At 62.3% G+C, this 18,910-nt stretch carries 17 protein-coding genes and 2 tRNA genes; 17 read left to right on the top strand and 2 right to left on the bottom strand.

Going from position 1 to position 18,910, the window contains the following annotated elements; genetic code table 11:
* Positions 1 to 129: 129 nt before the first annotated feature.
* The 6 genes from U5709_RS06345 to gyrA all read left to right on the top strand — a co-directional run bounded on the left by U5709_RS06345 (position 130) and on the right by gyrA (position 9,715).
* Positions 130 to 1,671, top strand: coding sequence for a DnaA ATPase domain-containing protein (locus U5709_RS06345; protein ID WP_321973024.1), 1,542 nt, complete (start codon positions 130 to 132; stop codon positions 1,669 to 1,671).
* A gap of 239 nt (positions 1,672 to 1,910) precedes the next feature.
* Positions 1,911 to 3,011 (top strand): DNA polymerase III subunit beta, encoded by a 1,101-nt coding sequence (gene dnaN / locus U5709_RS06350; RefSeq protein ID WP_321973025.1) that lies wholly within the window; start codon positions 1,911 to 1,913, stop codon positions 3,009 to 3,011.
* Between the two features lie 37 nt (positions 3,012 to 3,048).
* Entirely contained in the window at positions 3,049 to 4,134 is a 1,086-nt protein-coding gene (gene recF, locus U5709_RS06355) for a DNA replication/repair protein RecF (protein WP_321971923.1), read from the top strand.
* Entirely contained in the window at positions 4,131 to 4,670 is a 540-nt protein-coding gene (locus tag U5709_RS06360; protein ID WP_321973026.1) for a hypothetical protein, read from the top strand. Before recF ends, U5709_RS06360 begins: the two co-directional genes overlap by 4 nt.
* Before the next feature lie 281 nt (positions 4,671 to 4,951).
* On the top strand, positions 4,952 to 6,994 hold the full coding sequence (gene gyrB, locus U5709_RS06365) for a DNA topoisomerase (ATP-hydrolyzing) subunit B (RefSeq protein WP_321971925.1): 2,043 nt from the start codon (positions 4,952 to 4,954) through the stop codon (positions 6,992 to 6,994).
* A 45-nt stretch (positions 6,995 to 7,039) separates the two neighbouring features.
* On the top strand, positions 7,040 to 9,715 hold the full coding sequence (gyrA, locus tag U5709_RS06370; protein WP_321973027.1) for a DNA gyrase subunit A: 2,676 nt from the start codon (positions 7,040 to 7,042) through the stop codon (positions 9,713 to 9,715).
* A gap of 196 nt (positions 9,716 to 9,911) precedes the next feature.
* Here the strand turns inward: gyrA and U5709_RS06375 are convergent, their stop codons facing one another.
* Positions 9,912 to 10,415: a bifunctional nuclease family protein gene (locus U5709_RS06375; protein WP_321973028.1), complete on the bottom strand. Its 504-nt coding sequence runs from the start codon at positions 10,413 to 10,415 to the stop codon at positions 9,912 to 9,914.
* A 129-nt stretch (positions 10,416 to 10,544) separates the two neighbouring features.
* Between U5709_RS06375 and U5709_RS06380 the strand changes: the two genes are divergently transcribed.
* The 6 genes from U5709_RS06380 to typA all read left to right on the top strand — a co-directional run bounded on the left by U5709_RS06380 (position 10,545) and on the right by typA (position 13,985).
* Positions 10,545 to 10,621 (top strand) — tRNA-Ile (locus tag U5709_RS06380).
* A gap of 83 nt (positions 10,622 to 10,704) precedes the next feature.
* A tRNA-Ala gene (locus U5709_RS06385) sits at positions 10,705 to 10,780 on the top strand.
* 96 nt (positions 10,781 to 10,876) lie between these two features.
* Positions 10,877 to 11,179, top strand: a complete 303-nt coding sequence (locus tag U5709_RS06390; RefSeq protein ID WP_321971928.1) for a type II toxin-antitoxin system Phd/YefM family antitoxin — start codon at positions 10,877 to 10,879, stop codon at positions 11,177 to 11,179.
* Positions 11,169 to 11,498 carry a type II toxin-antitoxin system RelE/ParE family toxin gene (locus tag U5709_RS06395; protein WP_321973029.1) on the top strand — a complete coding sequence of 110 codons (330 nt, stop codon included), beginning with the start codon at positions 11,169 to 11,171 and terminating at the stop codon, positions 11,496 to 11,498. Before U5709_RS06390 ends, U5709_RS06395 begins: the two co-directional genes overlap by 11 nt.
* Positions 11,499 to 11,547: 49 nt before the next feature.
* Complete coding sequence (locus U5709_RS06400) at positions 11,548 to 11,970, top strand: hypothetical protein (RefSeq protein ID WP_321971930.1); 423 nt, start codon at positions 11,548 to 11,550, stop codon at positions 11,968 to 11,970.
* 176 nt (positions 11,971 to 12,146) lie between these two features.
* A complete protein-coding gene (typA, locus tag U5709_RS06405) occupies positions 12,147 to 13,985 on the top strand; it encodes a translational GTPase TypA (RefSeq protein ID WP_321971931.1) in 1,839 nt (612 codons plus the stop codon).
* A 212-nt stretch (positions 13,986 to 14,197) separates the two neighbouring features.
* Here typA and U5709_RS06410 read toward each other — a convergent pair whose 3' ends face one another.
* Positions 14,198 to 15,235, bottom strand: a complete 1,038-nt coding sequence (locus U5709_RS06410) for a hypothetical protein (protein ID WP_321973030.1) — start codon at positions 15,233 to 15,235, stop codon at positions 14,198 to 14,200.
* Between the two features lie 658 nt (positions 15,236 to 15,893).
* Here U5709_RS06410 and U5709_RS06415 point away from each other — a divergent pair.
* From U5709_RS06415 to U5709_RS06435, 5 genes are all read left to right on the top strand, one after another.
* Complete coding sequence (locus U5709_RS06415) at positions 15,894 to 16,154, top strand: hypothetical protein (RefSeq protein WP_321973031.1); 261 nt, start codon at positions 15,894 to 15,896, stop codon at positions 16,152 to 16,154.
* Between the two features lie 198 nt (positions 16,155 to 16,352).
* Positions 16,353 to 16,781 carry a hypothetical protein gene (locus U5709_RS06420; RefSeq protein ID WP_321970594.1) on the top strand — a complete coding sequence of 143 codons (429 nt, stop codon included), beginning with the start codon at positions 16,353 to 16,355 and terminating at the stop codon, positions 16,779 to 16,781.
* 383 nt (positions 16,782 to 17,164) lie between these two features.
* Complete coding sequence (locus U5709_RS06425; RefSeq protein ID WP_321973032.1) at positions 17,165 to 17,770, top strand: hypothetical protein; 606 nt, start codon at positions 17,165 to 17,167, stop codon at positions 17,768 to 17,770.
* A 327-nt stretch (positions 17,771 to 18,097) separates the two neighbouring features.
* A complete protein-coding gene (locus U5709_RS06430) occupies positions 18,098 to 18,532 on the top strand; it encodes a hypothetical protein (protein ID WP_321973033.1) in 435 nt (144 codons plus the stop codon).
* A 6-nt stretch (positions 18,533 to 18,538) separates the two neighbouring features.
* Positions 18,539 to 18,829: a hypothetical protein gene (locus U5709_RS06435; protein ID WP_321970597.1), complete on the top strand. Its 291-nt coding sequence runs from the start codon at positions 18,539 to 18,541 to the stop codon at positions 18,827 to 18,829.
* The last annotated feature ends 81 nt before the right edge of the window (positions 18,830 to 18,910 follow it).

An 18,910-nucleotide genomic window follows, 5' to 3' on the forward strand; every position in this document is an offset into this window, starting at 1 on the left:
GGTTTGGGGACTGTCCCCTTTCTGCAGCGGTTTGGGGACTGTCCCCTTTCTGCAGGTTCGCGGGTGTTCAAAGTTTTCAACAATGCTCTATACTTAACGACACTTTTCAACAATCACAAGGACAGAGCTATGGACATCACCCAGGAATCCGACGCCGAGGCGCTGTGGCAAGACGCTCTCGACCTGCTGGCCGACGAGGGCCAGCCGGAGTCGCTTCTCGCCATGTTCCGCAGCTGCACGCCCACCTCGCTGGAAGACGGCACGCTGCGCGTCGAGGCCTCCATGCGCCTCGTCCTCAAGAAGATCGCCGCGAACACCGAGGTCCTCGAGGACGTGCTCTCCCGCGCGGCCTTCGAGCCCGTGAAGATAGAGGCCATCCTCGGCGGCAACCACACGGCGCCCAAGGCCCACCTCTCCACGATGACGGCCGAGGAGGCGCGCGCCTGGGCTCCCCAGCCGGCCGCGGCAAACCCCTCGAACGCCCCCTCTTCCCGCATCGAGGACGACGGCTGGAGAGACGACGCCGAGCACGCCCAGCGGGAGAACCTGCGCCGCAGGCAGAACAACCCGCTGGTAGAGGATGTGGGCGCGGGCGACTCCAAGCTCACCTTCGACCGTTTCGTGCGCGGCGACGAGAACATGATCGCCTACGACTCGGCCGTCCAGGTGGCCAACGGCGTGAACAAAAGCTACAGCCTGCTCTTCATCTACGGCAAGTCGGGCCTCGGCAAGACGCACCTTTTGCGCGCCATCCAGAACTACATCGCCGAGAACGACCCGTCGCGCATCTGCGTGTACAAGGACGCCTCGTCGTTCATCACCGACTACGTCAACGCCTCGCGCTCCGAGAACAAGTCGGCAGCCGACGAGCTGCGCCAGAACTACGCTGACATCGACGTGCTCATCATCGACGACGTACAGGGGCTGGCCGGCAAGGCGGGCACCATCAACTTCTTCTTCGACACGTTCAATGCCCTGCGCGCCGCGGGCAAGTGGGTCGTGCTAGCCGCCGACCGCACCCCCGCCGAGCTGGGCATGGGCAAAGACGGCTTCGACGAGCGCGTGACCAGCCGCATCGGCGGGGGCTTCACCGCGTCGGTACAGGTTCCCAGCTACGAGCTGCGCGTGCGCCTTATCGAGAAGTTCTGCGAGCGGGCGCTCGAGGATGCGCAGAAAGAGCATCTCGGCGACTCCATGGCCGCCGTCGCCGCCCCCATACAGCGCCTCATGGCCGAGAAGGCCGGCAACAACATCCGTCTCATCGAAGGCTTCTGCCAACGCTGCCTCATCGCCGAGGGTCGCGCCCGAAAGGCCGGCGGAACGCTGCGCGAGGAGGACATCAGCGAGATCAGTCGCGAGGTATGGCCGGCGAGCGAGAAACGCGTGACCGTCGAGCAGGTGCAGAAGGGCGTCGAGCAGTACTACGACGTCAGCCACGCCGACCTCGTGGGCAACAAGCGCAACAAATCGCTCATGGAGGCCCGCCACGTCGCCGTCTGGCTCAGCCGAGAGCTCTGCGACCAAACCTTGGCCGACATCGGCAAGAAATTCGGCGGGCGGAGCCACGCCACAGTCATGCACAGCCTGCGCGTCATCGAGGAGGCCCGCCACGACCGAGCCTTCCAGGAACGCATCGCGAAGGTCCGTGAAGCTATTACGGGAGGCCTCTGATGGCCGTGTTCAAAAGCTGGTGACAAGCGGTAGGCCCGATGTTGAAAAACCGCGTCACCGTGTCGAAAGCTTTTCTTCACTCTTTGGAATGTTGAGAGTCGTTGAGAGGATGTCGGTTTCCGATGAATGAAATTTAAGCGTCTGACCTCGGAAAACACCAAGTTATCTTCTTTTCAACACGCTTTATTATTACTACTGGTTTTATGAATATATATAAGAACAAATAGAAGGGGTCGCCGATGAAGTTCACCGTCAGCCAGTCGTCTCTCATGAAGGCTCTCTCTGTCGTGGCCAAGGGCATGGGCGCTAACTCGACGCTGCCCATCCTCTCGGGCATCTACGTCAGGGCGAGCGAGGGCACGCTCGAATTCCAGACCAACAACCTCACCATCTCCATCCGCCACCTCATCCCGGCCAACGTTGAGGAGGAGGGCGAGACCGTCGTCTCCGGCAAGGTCATCACCAACATCGTGAAGACCCTACCGGATGCCGCCGTGACCTTTGAGGGCGGCGAGAGGACCATCTCCATCTCATGCGACAAGTCGTCCTTCCGTCTGAACACGCTCTCGCCCGCCGACTGGTCCGGCTTCCCGGCCGTCAACGCCCAGCGCGAAATCGAGCTACCAAGCGACCTTTTGGCCAACATGGTCGAAAAAGTCTACAAGGTGACCTCCAAAGAGACCTCGCGCGCCATCTTGCAGGGCATCCTGCTCACCGTCGAGGACAACACCATCCGCCTCGTGGCCACCGACTCCTTCCGCCTGGCGGTCTGTGACGCCTCCGCCGAGGCCCCTGCGGGAGAGGCGTTCCGCGCCATCGTCTCGGGCAACGTGTTCCACGACGTGCTCTCGATGCCGTCCATGACCGAGAAGGTGCGCATCGGCGTGGCCGAGAGCCAGGTCGTCTTCACTTTTGGCACCACCACCTTCGTCACCCGCAAGATCGAGGGCAACTTCCCCGACTACAAGCAGCTCCTGCCGCCTTCCTGCAACACCGCGGTCAATCTTGACGTCGCGGCCCTCACCGCCGCCCTTAAGCGCGTCTCGGTCATCGCCGTGACCAATGCCTCGGTGCGCTTCGATATCGACGCCGACGGCCGCTTTGTGCGCCTCTCCGCGAGCTCGCCCGAGCAAGGCGAGTCCTCCGAGATTCTCGACGCCCAGGTCGCCGGCCAGAGCCTCTCCATCGCACTGAACTACCACTACGTCTTCGACTGCATGAACGCCGTCGCGAGCTCCAAAAACCTGCGCCTCGAGCTGCAGAGCTCCGCGCAGCCGGGCATCTTCAAGTCCAACGGCGCCGTGAACTACCTGTACCTGCTCATGCCCGTGCGCCTCTAGCCGGGCATATCGTCGCAGGTCAGGGCTGGTCAACTGCATGGGGCTCGCGGTAAAGGGTCTTCATATGGACGACTTCCGCAATTCGGAGAGCCGCTCCATCGAGCTGTCTCGGCGCACGACCGTGCTCGTCGGCCCAAACGCGTCGGGCAAGACGAACACGGTCGAGGCGCTGCAGATGCTCACGGCGGGCTACTCTTTTCGCCGGCCACAGCCGCGACAGCTCGTGCGCGAGGGGGCCGCGGCCGCGCGCATCGAGGCGCGCCTCGAGGGCGACGGCCGCGTCGTCGACATGCGCTGCGACGTGGCGCAGGGGCGCCGCCAGTTTTTTCGCAACGGCAAGAAATGCCACGCGACCGATGTGCCGGGAACGCTTCTCTCGGTGCTCTTTACCCCTGATGACCTGGCGCTCGTTAAGCGCGGCGCTTCCGTGCGGCGAGAGGAGCTCGACGGTTTCGGCCGTCAAGCGGCCGCCGGCTACTCGCGGCTCCTCGCCGCCTACACCCGCGCCGTCGAGCAGCGAAACCGCCTGCTCAGGGAGGAGCGCCCGGATCCGGGGCTTCTCGACGCGTGGGACGCGAGCGTGGCCGTGGGCGGAGCCGCGCTGCTCCACTCGCGCCTGCGCCTCTTCTCGCGCCTCGCGCCCAAGGTAGCCGAGGCCTACGCCCAGATCTCGGGCGGTGAGTCGCTGAGCTGCGAATACGTGTGCAGCTTGGGGAACGCCGCCGTCGAGCTCGACCGCGACTCGCTGGCTGAGCGCTTCGGCGCAGCCCTGGCCGCCGCGCGCCTCGACGACCTGCGCCGCCAGCAGACGACCGTGGGCCCGCACCGCGATGACGTGTCGTTTCTCATCGACGGGCGAGACGCCCGTGCCTTCGCAAGCCAGGGCCAGCAGCGCTCGGCCGTCCTCGCGCTCAAGATGGCCGAGACGAGCATTGCCGAAGAGGTCACGGGCTCGCGGCCGCTGCTGCTGCTCGACGACGTGATGAGCGAGCTCGACGCCGCCCGCCGCGACGCCGTCGTGGGGATGCTGCTGGCCGACACTCAGGCCGTCATCACCACGACGAACCTGGGGTACTTCTCGGACGGCGTCCTTTGCGGCGCCGAGGTGGTGAGCTACGGATGATCAACATGAGCCGCACCGACGAGTTCGCGGCCGCCCAGGGGGTGGGCGACGCCTTGCGCGGGCTTCTCGACACGCCGCAGGCCAAGCGGGCTATGGGGCCCGGGCGCCTGGCGCAGCAGGCGTGGTACCGGGTGAACGGCGACATCGAGCGCGCCCATACCCGCGGCACCTACCTGACCCGAGGCCGCCGCTCCGGCGACGCGCCCACCTTCGTCGTCTACACCGATACCCGCACCTGCGCCATCGATTTCCGCGCGAACCGTGAGGTCTACCTGGCCCGCATGGCCGCCGCTGGCTTCGAGTTCTCGGACATCGAGTTCAGGCAGGACCGACGCCCGGCCCAAAAGGAGGCCGCCGGCCGCGCACGCAGCGCCAAGAAACCCGCCGCGCCGCGCCTGCCCGAGCTCACCGCCGAGGAGGAGGCCCGCATCCGTGCCGCGGTCGAAGATCAGCCCGAGAATTTGCGTGAGAGGGCCTATAAGGCGATGTGCGCGTCTGTAAGGCGCCAGAAGTACGATTCGGCGCAGAATTCGTAAATTACCGCTCAAAACGTCTCTGATGGCTTCTGGTGAGGTATCATAAGGTAGATACGCCTATATATGGCTCATGACCATACGCATAAGGCGGGACGGCCTGCGGTTTGGGGACAGTCCCCTCTGTCCGCAAAAGGGACTGTCCCCAAACCGCAGGCATACAGCTGAGCAGGCATTATGCGTATGGTCTTGGGTCAACTACGCCTATTTTTTGAATCGGCCTCCGGGCGACCGGCGGCCGTTCCGCGAAAAGCTGAAGGGGAGGGGGCCTCCCTAGGAAGGACATGCGCGTGGCAGAGACCAACGATACGCAGTACGACGGCAGCGAGATCAAGATCCTCGAGGGCCTTGAGGCCGTCCGCAAGCGCCCGGGCATGTACATCGGATCGACGAGCGCCTCCGGTCTGCACCACCTGGTGTACGAGATCGTCGACAATGCTGTCGACGAGGCGCTGGCCGGCTTCTGCACGAAGATTCTCGTGACCATCCACGCGGACAACTCCATCACCGTCGTGGACAACGGCCGCGGCATCCCCGTCGACCTGCACCCCGTCAAGAAGATCCCGACCCTTGAGGTTGTCCTCACGATCTTGCACGCGGGCGGCAAGTTCGATAACAACGCCTATAAGGTGTCCGGCGGCCTGCACGGCGTCGGCTCCTCCGTTGTCAACGCCCTCTCCAAGAAGATGGTCGCCCAGGTCAAGCGTGACGGCAACATCTACGAGATGAAGTTCGAGCGCGGCGAGACCACTCAGAAGATGCAGGTCATCGGCACCGCCGACACGACCGGCACCACCATCACCTTCTGGCCGGACGACCAGATCTTCGAGACCACCGTCTACGACTTCGACACGCTGCACGATCGCCTGCAGGAGATGGCGTTTTTGAACCGCGGTCTCTGCATCGTCCTCACCGACGAGCGCGAGAGCACCCCGCACGTCGAGGAGTTCTGCTACACCGGCGGCATCATCGACTTCGTCAAGTTCCTCAATGAGGGTGAGGACGTTCCCGAGACCCTCAAGGAGCCCATCTACCTCTCGGGCGAGAACGACGATCAAGACGACGCCAAGCGCGGCGAGGTCGAGGTCGCCATTCAGTGGAGCGGCTCTTATTCCGAGCACGTCATGAGCTTCGCCAACAACATCTACACCCCCGACGGTGGCATGCACATGGAGGGCTTCCGCACGGCGCTGACCCGTGTGGTCAACGACTACGCGCGCAAGCAGAACCTGCTCAAGGAGAAGGAGGCCAACCTCACCGGCAACGACATCCGCGAGGGTCTCACCGCCGTCATCTCCGTCAAGCTCGGCGACCCGCAGTTCGAGGGCCAGACCAAGGCCAAGCTCGGCAGTTCCTTCATGCGCCCGCTCGTCATGAAGGTCGTCTCCGAGGGTCTCGCCGAGTACCTTGAGGAGCACCCGAAGGCGGCCCGCAGCATCGTGAACAAGGCCCTGCAGGCCTCCAAGGCCCGCACCGCGGCCTCCAAGGCCCGCGAGGCCACGCGCCGCAAGTCGCTGCTCGAGACCGCGCACCTGCCCGGCAAGCTCGCCGACTGCTCCGAGCGAAACGCCGACCTCACCGAGCTCTTCATCGTGGAGGGCGACTCGGCAGGCGGCTCGGCCAAGGACGGCCGTCGCCGAGACATCCAGGCGATCCTTCCTCTGCGCGGCAAGATCTTGAACGTCGAGCGCGTCGGCGACGCCCGCGCGTTCTCTTCCGACACGATTCAGGCGCTCATCACCGCCATCGGCACCGGCGTGACCGGCTCTGGCGGAGACTTGGGCGACTTCGACCTTTCGAAGGCGCGCTACCACAAGATTATCATCATGACGGACGCCGACGTCGACGGCGCCCACATCCGCATCCTGCTGCTCACCTTCTTCTACAAGTACATGCGCCCGCTCATCGACGCCGGCTACGTGTACGCCGCCTGCCCGCCGATCTTCGGCATCAAGGTGCGCAAGAAGATCTACTACGTCTACCCCAACGGCAAGGAGCCCGAGGAGGAGATCTTGAAGCGCAAGATCCGCGAGCTCGGCTTCGGCGACGCGGACGACGCGGACGACGGCGACGAGATGTCCAACGGCAAGGCGAAGAAAAAGAAGCGCCCCTACACCGTCCAGCGCTACAAGGGCCTCGGAGAGATGGACCCTAAACAGCTGGCCAGCACGACCATGGACCCGCGCACCCGAATCCTGCAGCGCGTGACCATCGACGATGCGGCCATGGCCGACAAGGCTGTCCGCGAGCTGATGGGCAATCAGGTCGAGTATCGCCGCGACTACATTGAGAAACACGCGCATGATGCTCGCTTCCTCGATGCGTAACGCGCTTTCCCAATAACGGGTTCTACTTCTAGAGAAAGGCCGTAAGTGGCAGACGATATCAACAACAACGAGGGTGTGGACGGCGAGGCGCTGCCCGAGGACCTGCAGCGGCTCTTGGCGCGCGCTCAGGCCTCCGACGAGGGCGAGGACGTCTACGACGAGACCGAGGAGTCCGACGACGCCGAGGAGGACGACGTCGACGACGACGAGCTCGAGGAGGAGTTCGGTAACGCCGGCACCGGCGTCGACGCCGGCGAGACCGACGAGCACGGCGGCGCGCTGCAGCTCAAGGAGTTCGGCCACGAGATGCGCCAGTCCTTCATCGAGTACTCGATGTCGGTCATCACGGCCCGCGCCCTGCCGGACGTCCGCGACGGCTTGAAGCCGGTCCACCGCCGCATCCTCTACGCCATGAACGAGTCGGGCATCTTCCCGAACCGCCCGCACAAGAAGTCCGCCTGGACCGTCGGCGAAGTCATCGGCAAGTACCACCCGCACGGCGACTCCGCCGTCTACGACACCATGGTGCGCCTCGCCCAGTGGTTCTCGATGCGCACGCCGCTCATCGACGGCCACGGCAACTTCGGCAACATCGACGGCGACGGCGCCGCAGCCATGCGATACACCGAGTCTCGCCTGGCCAAGCCCGCCATGGAGCTTCTGCGCGACCTGCAGAAGGACACCGTCGACTGGCAGCCCAACTACGACGAGTCCCTCGCCGAGCCGCAGGTCCTGCCCGCGCGCTTCCCGAACCTGCTGGTCAACGGCTGCGGCGGCATCGCCGTCGGCATGGCCACCAACATCCCGCCCCACAACTTGGGCGAGGCCATCGAAGCCACCTGCCTGCTCATCGACAACCCGGACGCCACGACAGAGGAGCTCATGGGCGTCATGCCCGGCCCTGATTTCCCGACGGGCGCCGTGATCATGGGCACCGACGGCATCCGCGAGGCCTACGAGACCGGCCGCGGCTCCATCACCGTGCGCGCCAAGGCCCACACCGAGACGACCAAGACCGGCCGCAACCGCATCGTCTTCACCGAGATGCCCTATCAGGTCAACAAGGGCGCCCTGCAGGAGAAGATCGCGCAGCTCGTCAACGAGAAGCGCATCGAGGGCATCTCCGATCTGCGCGACGAGTCCAACCAGAAGGGCATCCGCCTCGTCATTGAGCTCAAGAAGGACGTGATCCCGCAGGTCGTCCTCAACAACCTGTACAAGTTCACGCAGCTCCAGACCACGTTCGGCGTCATAAACCTGGCGCTCGTCGGCGGCACGCCGAAGCTCCTCACCCTGCGAGAAATGCTGCAGCACTACATCGACCACCAGGTCGATGTCGTGACCCGCCGCACCCGCTTCGACCTCAAGAAGGCCCAGGCCCGCGCCCACATCCTCGAGGGCTATCTGCTCGCGCTCGACCACATCGACGAGGTCATCAGCATCATCCGCGCGAGTCGCACCGACACCGAGGCCTCCGAGCGCCTCATCGAGCGCTTCGGCTTCTCGCCCGAGCAGACCCAGGCCATCCTCGAGATGCGCCTACGCCGCCTGACCGGCCTTTCCCGCGACCAGATCGAGGAGGAGCTCGCCGGGCTCCGCCGCGCCATCGCCTACTACGAGGACCTTCTTGCCAACCCCGAGAAGATCCTGGCCGTCATCAAGGACGAGATGCGCGAGATTTCCCGCAAGTACGCCGACAAGCGCCGCACCGAGATCTCGGCCCAGGGCACCAGGGAGTACAACGTCGAGGACCTCATCGCCGAGGAGGACATGGTAGTTACCTGCACGCACGCGGGCTACGTCAAGCGCACCCCGCTCGACACCTATCGCGCCCAGAAGCGCGGCGGCAAGGGCGTCCAGGGCGTGAACCTCAAGGACGAGGACTTCGTCGAGGACCTCTTTGTGGCGAGCACCCACGATTACGTGATGTTCTTCTCCAACAAGGGCAAGGTCTACCGCATGAAGGTGCACGAGCTGCCCATCGGCCAGCGCACTGCGCGCGGCACGGCGCTTGTCAACCTCGTGCCCTTCGCCGAGGGCGAGCACGCGACGGCCGTCATCACCTGCCGTACGTTCCCCGAGGACGAGTACCTCATGTTCGCCACGTCCAACGGCACCGTGAAGAAGACCTCCATGGCCGCCTACGATCGCACGCGCCGCGATGGCATCATCGCCATCAACCTGCGCGATGACGATGAGCTGGTCAACGTCCGTCGCGTGTGCGAGGGCGACAAGGTCATGCTGGTCTCGACCGACGGCAAGTGCATCATGTTCCCCGAAGGCGACGCGCGCCCGATGGGCCGCGACACCACCGGCGTCCGCGGCATCACGCTCAAGGACGGCGCCAAGATGCTCGGTATGGAGATCACCGACGGGTCGGGCGACCTGTTCGTCATCACCGAGAAGGGTTATGGCAAGCGCACGCCCGTCTCCGACTACCCTGAGCACAAGCGCGGCGGCCAAGGCGTCTTTACTATCGTGATGACCGAGAAGAAGGGTCAGCTGGTGGCCTGCCGCATCGTCAGCGAGGAGCACGAGCTGATGATCATGTCCAACGACGGCGTGGTCATCCGCGTGAAGAGCGCCGACATCAGCCAGCTCGGGCGCTCCACGCAGGGAGTCAGGGTCATGAACATGGTTGACGGCGACACCGTGAGCGCCATCGCTCGCCTGGAGGACGACAAGGGCGACGGCGAGGGCAACGACGCCGAAGCCGAGTAAGAACCAGCTCGCCTGCAGTTTAGGGACAGTCACCTTTTTGCACACGCACGAGAGCCGGGAGTGTAACGCCGAATCATTGGGCGAATCACTCGAAACGGCGTTTCGTGTGCAAAAAGGGGACTGTCCCCAAACTGCAGGCGTCTTCTTGGCGAAGTCTTGCTGCAAAAAGGTGACTGTCCCCAAGCTGCGGGTGCAGCTACTCCGCGAAGTCGTCGGGGGAGAGATGCTCTACGAAGTCGTGGAAATCGGCTGCCTCGGCGGCCTGCTCGGCCTCGCGCACATCCTCGAGGTCGAGCATTGACGCGGCCTCGATGACCTCGTCGGCCATGAGCACGTCGACGTCGCAGCGCACGGCGAGCGCGATGGCGTCGGAGGGGCGGGCATCCACGCGGACCTCGCGCCCGTTGGCCGTGCGCAGGACGAGCTGAGCGAAGAAGGTCGTCCCCTCGACGCCGCAGATTCGCACGTTCAGAAGCTGCGCGCCCAACGTCTCGATGGTTGCCTTGAGCAGGTCGTGCGTTCGTGGACGCTGCTTTTTCGCGGGGTGGACGCCCGAGTTGATGGCCGCGGCCTCGACCGATCCGATGCGAATCGGGATGCGCCTCGCCTTGCCGTCCTCGTGCTGTTCGAGCACGAGGAACGACGGTAGGGGGCCCTGGCCCATCGCGACGGTGCGGATATTCACTCTCTTTAGCGGCAAAGCGGTTCCTTACTGTTCGGTGTGCTGTGCTATGGTACCCGTCCTGCGCCGCCGCGCATGGCGCACGAAAGTTTTTCAAAAAAGTTGTTGACGCGGGTGTTCGAGATGCGTAATATTACTTCTTGCGTTGGGCCTGTAGCTCAGTTGGTCAGAGCGTCCGGCTGATAACCGGGAGGTCACAAGTTCGAACCTTGTCAGGCCCACCATCTTTTTCTTGGCAATAGCCGCCCCAGCGTTAGCCGAGTCGCCGCTGGGGCGGTTATTCTATGTAAGGGATGATCACGCAATCGGGGACTTAGCTCAGCTGGGAGAGCGCGGGCTTTGCAAGCCTGAGGTCGTGGGTTCGAACCCCATAGTCTCCACCATGAATTTGTTGCCGCCGAGCCTTTGGGCCCGGCGGTTTTTCTTTGTGGTGATTTAGTATCAGAAGGCCACGATTATGTCTTAAAAAGGAGAAAATCATGACCATTGTGCCGATCAAAGAGCTGAAGAACACCGCTGCCATCTCGGAAAAGTGCCACGAGCTCGATGAACCGATCTTCGTGACCAAGAACGGCTACGGCGACATGGCCATCATGAGCATGGAGACTTTCCAGCGCTACGACGAGATTGTTCGCAAGGTCGAGGCTGACAAGGCGGCGCGCGAGGCATGGATGGACGAGACCGTGAGGCAGTTGCGCGAGGCCCATGCCCAGGTCCAGCGCGACGAGGTCAAGGACGGTTTTGAGTTCATGGAGGAGATGAAGGTGCGCTATGGCCTTTAATGTTGAAGTCTCCAATGAGTTCCAGGCCAACTACATCGAGGCGTCCGATTACCTGGTGCGGTGCAACGAGTCCGGTAAAGCGGTGGCGAACCTCGCGGCCGACGTTGAGGGTCTCATGCACCTTCTAGCCGAGTTTCCACGGATGTATCCGGTGAGGGAGGAAGAATCGAGGAAGGCGGGGATAGAGCTCGGGGCGACCGCGGCTGGGCGCTACATTCTGTACTACCACGTTGGAGAGTGGACAGTTCATCTTTACGCCCTTCGTCACCAGCTGCCGGACCCTGGCGCTGCGGATTGGGCGGCGCTCGCCGGGGAGTAGGGCGCATGCGGTAGGATGCTGGTGTTAAATGACGAGGAAGGGGCTGGGTATGGCAGACGATGAGCTTCGAGACGGTGTTTCGGCGGCGACCGACGAGATGGCGAGCGCGCTGCTCGGCCGGGCGCTCGATGTGTTGGCCGTGGGCGAGGAGCTGCACGTTCTTCTTGCCTTGGGCGACGAGGCGGGCGAGGTTTCGAGCTTCGAGTTTGCCGACGACGGCCCGGAGGAGTGCCTCGAGGGTGCCCGCAAGAAGGCTGCCGAGGCCGGGGCGTCCGTCGTTCGCGCCGCGCTCGCGTATCGTGGGGCTATCGCCGACGAGGCCGGTGCCTACCAGGATGCCGTGATCCTTGAATTCGGCGAGCGCGGTTATCACAGTTATTCGGCGTTTTCGCTGGTAGATGTAACCGGCGACGAGGATACTTTCGGTTGGACCGAGCCCGAGCCTGCCGGCGAGGTCGCCCCGCTGCTTTAGCGTTTCGCCCGCAGCCCGGGGACAGCCCCCTCGCGGACAGAAGGGACTGTCCCCGGACTGCGGGCGGGTTGCTGTAGATGCCGTGACTGCGCCGTATACGCGCCTCTCGCCGCCGTTCGCGCTGTATAATGCCCCAGTTGCCGAAAATTGAGGCATTACAACCACGAGAGGGACATATGCGCCAGGAGAACATCAGGAACATCGCCATCATCGCGCACGTCGACCACGGCAAGACCACGCTCGTTGACGAGCTGCTCAAGGCCAGCGGCGCTTTCCGCGCGAACCAGCAGGTCGAGGAGCGCGTCCTCGACTCCAACGACCAGGAGCGCGAGCGCGGCATCACCATCCTGGCCAAGAACATCTCCATCGAGTACAAAGGCATCAAGATCAACGTCATCGACACGCCGGGCCACGCCGACTTCGGCGGCGAGGTCGAACGCGTGCTGCGCATGGCCGACGGCGCTCTGCTGCTGTGCGACGCGGCCGAGGGCCCGATGCCCCAGACCCGCTTCGTCCTCTCGCACGCCATCGCCGCGGGCCTCTCCGTCATGATCGTCGTGAACAAGATCGACAAGCCGGGCTCCGACCCCGAGAAGGCCTACAACGACTGCCTCGACCTCATGGCCGACCTCGGCGCCACCGACGAGCAGCTCGAGTTCGCCATGGAGCACGTCGTCTACGCTTCCGCGGTCAACGGCTTCGCCCGCCTCGACCCCGCCGACGACAACGCCGACATGTTCCCGCTGCTCGACATGATCGTCGACGACCTGCCTGCGCCCGACGTGGATCCCGACGGCGCCCTTGCGCTGCAATGCGTCACCATTGACCATTCCGACTACGTCGGCCGCATCGGCATCGGCCGCATCTACTCCGGCACCATCCACTCCGGTGACAAGATCCTCGTCGTCAAGAACGACGGTAGCCGCGCGATGAGCCAGGTCAAACAGCTCTTTACCTTTGACTACCTGGGACGCAAGGAGTGCACCGAGGCCGTGGCCGGCGACATTGCCGCCGTCGTGGGCGTCGACTCCACCGACATCGGCGACGTCTACACCGACCCCGAGAACCCCGTCGAGCTCGAGCCCATCGAGATCGACCCGCCGACCCTCTCCATCGTGTTCGAGCCGTCCACCTCGCCGCTCGTCGGCCGCGAGGGCGACATCGTCGGCGGCCGCCAGCTCAAGGAGCGCCTGTTCCAGGAGCGCGAGAACAACGTGACGATGCGCATCGAGGAGCTGCCCGACAAGACCGGCATCGAGGTCTCCGGTCGCGGCATCCTGCACCTCTCCGTCCTGATGGAGTCCATGCGCCGCGAGGGCTTCGAGTTCCAGGTCGGCCGCCCGCGCGTCCTCTTTAAGAAGGACGACCGCGGCAACACCGTCGAGCCTGTTGAGCAGGCCGTCGTCGAGTGCCCGGGCGAGTATTCCGGCAAGGTCATCGAGGTTTTCGGCAACGCCGGCGGCACCATGGTCAGCATGGAGAGCGGCGCCGTGCAGACGCACCTTGAGTTCAAGATCCCGACCCGCGGCATCATGGGCCTGAAGAACCGCATCCTCAACGTGACCCACGGCGAGGGTGTCTTTTACCACACGTTCCTCGAGTACGGCCAGTATGCCGGCGAGATCGGTGTGCGCCAGAACGGCGCCATGATTTCGATGAGCACCGAGAAGGCTGTGGCCTACGCGCTCGGTACCCTGCAGGAGCGCGGCCAGCTCTTCGTCGCGCCCGGTGACGAGTGCTACGAGGGCATGCTCGTGGGTGAGCGCTCGAAGCCCGGCGACATGGTCGTCAACATCGCGCGCACCAAGAGCCTCGGCAATCAGCGCAGCTCAACCGCCGACGTGGCCGTGCAGCTCACCCCGCCCAAAACCTTCTCGCTGGAGGAGGCGCTCGAGTACATCATGGAGGACGAGCTCGTGGAGATCACGCCGCAGTCCATCCGCATGCGCAAGCGCATCCTGAACGAGACCGAGCGCCGCAAGTGGGCCGTGCGCAACGGCAAGGTCAAGAAGTAAGGGCCACAGACCTCGAAATCTGTGTTGTGGGTGCCTCCGGGGACGTTCCTCGTCGGCACCTGTTCGCAAATCGCGAGCAATACCAATCGATTTGAGGTTCGCATTGGTATTGCTCGCGATTTGCGAACATTTTGCCCCGAATGTTCCAGAAACTCGAGCAATACCAATGAACCTTGTCCAGGCATTGGTATTGCTCGAGTTTTGCGAACACCTCAGTCCTGATGGGGGAGTATTGAGGAGGTGCTCATCACGAAATCGAGCTCTTTTTTGAGTTTCAGGCGTTTGAGGCGGGCTTCCTGGCGCGCCTTGATGGTTTGGCGCCGATCGAGCCCGACGTCCTTGCGGATGAAGCCGAAGATGTCGTCCATCATGTCCATGTCGTCGTAGATGGTCTTGTTGACGCGGTACTCCTTGCCGTTGAGGGCGAGGATCTCGTCGGTGCGCTGGGCGTCGATGCCCTGTTGCTCGCTGGTGAGATGCCCCGCGCCGTCGTATTCTACGGCGACGAAAGCGAACGGGGCGGCTGACCCCTCTGCCGCGGCGATGACGATGTCGGGCTTGCGAACACCGAGGATTCCGGCCTTCCCGAGCCGCGGCACCGGCAACGGCTGGTTCATCGATTGGATGGGGATGCCGTAACCGCCCTGGCCGGGCTTGAGGCAACAGCGCAGCGCGAGCTGTGTCTCGCGCGGGGACGCCGACCCCTCGACCACCCCGGCCATCGCGCCGCGCACCTTGGCCACGCCCGGAAACTTTCCGAGCGCATCGAGGTGCGCGCCAAGTGACTCGAGGGTCAAGATAGGGGAGCGTCGCTGGAATATGCCGTCCTCGAATTCATTGGTCAGGGCATACGTTCCGACGAATTCATATATGAGGACCTGCAGCTCGAGGCGGCTTAGCTTCGAAGCTATCTGCACGATTAGGTGCTCCGGCGAGACGCACGCGAGCCCATAAGGCAGCTTGAGAATGGATCCGGCCGGCAAATCGGCGCCGCAGATGTGCGACTCGAACTCGGCCGTTCGCACACGCGCTTCGCGCCCGGCCACCAGGATGTGAACGGGTTTCGAGCGCGCATCGACGCGGAAGCAACGGAGCTCGTACGCGCAGAGATCGGTGTCGGTCGGCCGTGTGCTTGGAATCTGTCCGCGGCACGGCGCCCGCCGCTCGAAGTGCGCGCGCATATTCCAGCTGCGAATCACCTCGAGCGCGGAGCCGTGTGAAAGCACTATCCCCATGCCTGTATGAGCCACTCGTCGCGCTCGTTCACCCCCTCTCTAGCCACGCCGAGCTTTTCCTGCGGTTGTTTTAACCCTCGCATCCCAACGTAATTCGTCATTTGAACCTCCCGGGCATGTGCTTTTTTGGTTGACCCCTACGCGGATAAAGGGGCCGTCCTTTTGTCCGCAAGTTTCTGGGGGAGCATCATACGAAGAAAATCGCAGGTGCGCGGGCGGGGAGAGGGAAGCAATCTTGCAGAATTCTTACCGAATTCTTACCGTCGGTGTGCGAATCTGTCGTTTTTGGTCGGGAGTTTTCAACAATAGGCACGTCGGAGGCATGGGAGCACTGGTATGCAAACTGGTATTAGGGCTGGCGTCATATCCACAAAATAACTATTTAAGGCTTTATTTAGAAAGCTATATTTCTTCTTAAAAATCTCTAGGAACCGTAAATTTATACAGCCTATGTAAGGGGACGGCTATGTGTGGAGCCGCCGATGTGGCTGCCGGAGGCGCCGCGCGGGTTGTCCGATCAAGGAGAGACCCAATGAAAGTAAGAGGTGAGATGAGCTAGAAGGTACTATCTGTCTTTGTGGCCGCCGTCATGGATGCGCAGATGTGCATCTCACCCTTCCAGATCACCTACGCTCAGGAGGAGCAGACCGCTGCTCGGGAGTAGGTGGCCCAGATGCTTGAGGACGATTCGAACGTCGTCACCGAGTCCAAGACCGAGCTCGCCGCACAAGGCGACGACCCCCAGGCCCCGGTCGAGGAGTCTCAGGCTGAGCCCGAGGCCAACGTCGTGGCTGCCTCCGGCGACACCGTGTACACCCTAGGCAATGGTGATCCCATGATTACCTTGGGCGTGTATACGAACGAGAATTGCACAACCGCGTACAGCGGCGCTGCCATCACGGATGGAACCCGCTGTATGGCAAGCTCAACATAAATTACTAAAGATAAGCCCCTCGCGAATGGAACCCACCAGACCATTAAGTATGTGTTCCCGACGAACATCTCTGCTGTGAATGCTACTGGCGGTGACCTTAATGACGCTGAAAGCAATTAGGTCGGAACCTGGTCGCTCGCAAACAACGTGGTGGCCTTCGTCTACGACCTTACTTGGGTTGAGGAGCACTCGTCCAACATGACTTCTTACCTCAAATTCAAGTTCACGCTCGGCTCTACGAGCGGCTTTGGCGAGCGCGAAGTTAAGGCAAGCTTCCCGGGTATTGGCACCTCGATCACGATTAAGGTCGAGGAGGGTGACGTCACCGGTTCCAAGTCCGGCAGCTATAACGCCAACACCGGCAAGGTCACCTGGATCATTGCCCTTAAGCCCACTTCCAACATGATGAACCTCGTTGTGACCGATACCCTTGGCAGAACCTCTTGCTTTTCGCCGACTCCTTCAAGCTTGACGGCAATCAGGTTACCTGCACCATCGATGGCCAGACCGCAACCATTAAATGAGGCAGCGTCACCAATGGTGATCCAACCTGACCTACGAGACTACCGTTGGCGAGCCCGCCATCGACGCACTTGTCAACGGCGGGAAGCTCTCCGACACCGATAACACGGTAAACAGGTCTTGGGGCAACGGCCGTAAGAACACTACCCTCGCAACCGGCGCCGTCGACCTGAGCAAGGCGGCTATCACAAAGACCGACGGTACCGAAATCAAGGATGGCATCGCTGCATGGACCGTTGCCGTTAATGACGGCCAGTTGAAGGGTGGCGTGAGGGGCTGGATGTTTACCTACATCGCCGAAACTGGCCACGCCGTTATCGGCGCTGCTACCATCGAGAACGACGACGGTACCAGCAACACGATTAACATCAGCGGCAGCAGCTTTACCTGCACGTCCCTGCGAATGCGGGTAAGTACCAGTACGCCATTGCGTACAACACCAAGCTGCCCGACGCCTCTTCCACGAGCCCGGTGGAGACACCGCTAAGGTGAACGACGGCAAGAAAGGCTTTGCGGCCGAGGGCTCCTTCACCTCGGCCGACAAGACTCAGCACGTTGAGAAGGCGCTCGTCGACTCCAGCGCCGCCGTCATCGACGGCAAGGCCAAGTGGTCCACCGCTATTTACTTCAGCAAGATGAAGGACACCGTTATGTCGGTGGAAATGACCGACACGCTTTCGACGCCTGTTACGGCGAACTCCAAGTCCGACAAGGTTACCGTGACCGACCTTGTGGCCAAGGCTGGTGACGTTACGCTCAAGGCGGGTATCGACTACAGCTTTGCCGTGGACGGCAACAATCGCCTGAACAACAGCTTCAAGATCACCTTCGCCGTCGCCGCCATTAAAAAGTATCGTGGCAATACCGATGTGCCCGTGACCTACACGACCGCTACGGCAAATTACGGCACCTGCACCTACGCCAACACCGCAACGGTGCTCAACACTTCTTCCGGCGCTTCGCATGACATCACGGGCAATGCTCCTGACGTCCTGAAGAAGGCCGGTACGGCTACCTACGACGCCACCACGAACTCTTACGTCGTCGAGTTGGCCGTCTACTTTAACGCCAACAACTCCAACCCGACGAGCTGAGATGCCGATGAGACGTTGATTGGCGACAGCATCGTGATTAGGGACACGTTGCCGAACGGCGCTAGCTACGTTGAGGGCAGCGCTGTTTACTCCCTCCCCAAAAATGGTGTGTGGAATAAAACGGACCTTAATCCCGCGATATCTAATGGTGTTGCAACTTAGACCATCGACAACTCCAAACTGAGCTCCAAGCAAGGGATGGTGGAGCTGAAGTGCAAGACCAGCTAGGCCGCGTCTAAGATTTCTGCCGCTGACTCCAAGATTATTCTCACCAACTCCGCCTACGCCGAGGCTGGATCTCTTAAGTTCCCCGCCGACCCCGATAAGGTGACCATCAAGAAGACCCACCTGACCAAGTCCGGCAAGCAGGTGGAAAGTAGCAACCACATTCGCTATACCATCAAGGTGAATGAGGGTGGCCTGGACCTCGACGCCAAATTCGACAGGCTCACTCTTTCCGACACCGTTAACGACAGGGGTACGTTTCTGCCTCAGGCGTTTACTGCGGTCGACAACAGCAACAACGTCCTTAAGGGCTCCAGCCTCAGCGAGGAAGGCAAGACCCCGACCCTTGAAGTTCTCGTCGGCCTGCTCGTAACGGTTACGTATGACGTCATCACCGTCGGCAACGTGGGCGACGGCGCCGAGATCAGGAACACTGCGGTTCATATGGGCATTGTGAACAAGACCGTCAACGGCGGCCCCGAGACCGTTGCCTTCGAGGGCGTCATCTATATTCTCGCCGAGGCAGGTAAGACCTAAAGGTGCATGATCATCGAGGTCGGCCATAACGACAAGGGGTTGATCGCCGACTCTGACGTCACCGCTGATGTTACGGTCTCCCAGAACGTTGACCGCAGTCTCAAAATCGAGCAGAAGTACGGCCGCGGCACCAACGTCACCGAGTTCACGAAGAAGTACGCCACCGTGGGCAACGCAACCACATCGGTCTACAAGACCGTCAACGGCGTTGCGTATATCTCCGTCGTCGTGACCAAGGACGGGCAGCGCACCTTCGAGTTCTCGCTCAAGGGACATCGAGGCTGGCAGGGTCCCTGACATTGTTTCTCTGCAGGCCGGCGAGCACAATGCCGCTTGGTTCAACAACACCATCGACACCGAGCTCTACGAGAACGAGCA

Origin of the sequence: Paratractidigestivibacter sp. (assembly GCF_963660155.1) — a bacterium.
Lineage (GTDB): Bacteria > Actinomycetota > Coriobacteriia > Coriobacteriales > Atopobiaceae > Paratractidigestivibacter.